Annotated in this window: 1 protein-coding gene; it reads right to left on the bottom strand. The window is 69.4% G+C overall.

Going from position 1 to position 1,115, the window contains the following annotated elements; genetic code table 11:
• Positions 1 to 944, bottom strand: a 944-nt coding sequence (gene pknB, locus IY392_RS16960) for a Stk1 family PASTA domain-containing Ser/Thr kinase (RefSeq protein WP_194861866.1), incomplete at its 3' end; no start/stop codon positions are given.
• Positions 945 to 1,115: the final 171 nt, after the last annotated feature.

Here is a 1,115-nt window from a genome sequence, read left to right as displayed (position 1 = left end):
GGCCGGCCCGAGCCGAAGCCCGCCCCGGCGAACCCGTGGGGGGCGTCGGGCCGCTGGCCGTCGTCGAGTTCATCGTCGGAGAGCACCAGCGGCGCGGCGGGACGACCACCGCTCAGGACGGTGAGCAGGTCGGTGCGCATGTCCCCGGCGGTCTCGTACCGGTTCTCGGGGTTCTTGGCCATCGCCTGCATGACCACGGCATCGACGTACCGACCGACCTCGGGGTTGATCGCCGACGGAGGCTGCGGGGACTCCCGGACGTGCTGGTACGCCACCGCGACGGGGGACTCGCCGCTGAACGGGGGGGTTCCGGTGACCATCTCGTACAACACGCAGCCGGCCGAGTACAGGTCAGATCGTGCGTCGACCGTCTCGCCGCGGGCCTGTTCGGGACTGAGGTACTGGGCGGTGCCGAGTACGGACGAGGTGGTGGTGAGCGTCGAGGTCGAGTCGCTGACCGCGCGCGCGATGCCGAAGTCCATCACCTTGACGGCCCCGTCGCGCGAGATCATGATGTTCGCGGGCTTGACGTCGCGGTGGATGATCCCCTTCTTGTGGGAGAAGTCGAGAGCACCGCAGACGTCGGCCATCACCCCGAGAGCGCGTTCCACCTCCATGGGGCCGTCCATCTTGACGATGTCCCGGATGGTGTCGCCCTCGACCAGTTCCATGACGATGTACGGAAGCGCACCGTCGTCGGTGCGTTCCTCGCCCGTGTCGTAGATCGCGACGATCGAGGGGTGGTTGAGCGAGGCGGAGTTCTGGGCCTCCCGGCGGAAGCGCTGGTAGAAGGTCTCGTCGCGGGCCAGTTCGGGCCGCATGATCTTGACCGCCACGTCGCGGCCCAAGACGGTGTCCCGTCCCCGGTGGACCTCGGACATCCCGCCGAAGCCCAGGACCTCGCCGATCTCGTACCGGCCTGCGAGCAGATGGGGTGTGGTCATCCGCGGTCACCTGCTCTGGCGTGGGCCGGGGCCGCCGCGTCGGGGCCGGTGTTGCCACTGGCGTTGCCGCCCGGGTTGCCGCCCCCGACCTGGGCCTGCGGGACGAAGGAGTTGAACTCGGAGGTCAGCGAATCGAGCATGTCCTGCAGGTCGGGCGCCGGGGGTGTGACG

Origin of the sequence: Dietzia sp. SYD-A1 (genome assembly GCF_015356725.1) — a bacterium.
GTDB lineage: Bacteria > Actinomycetota > Actinomycetes > Mycobacteriales > Mycobacteriaceae > Dietzia.
This window is presented reverse-complemented; position numbering and strand designations above follow the sequence as displayed.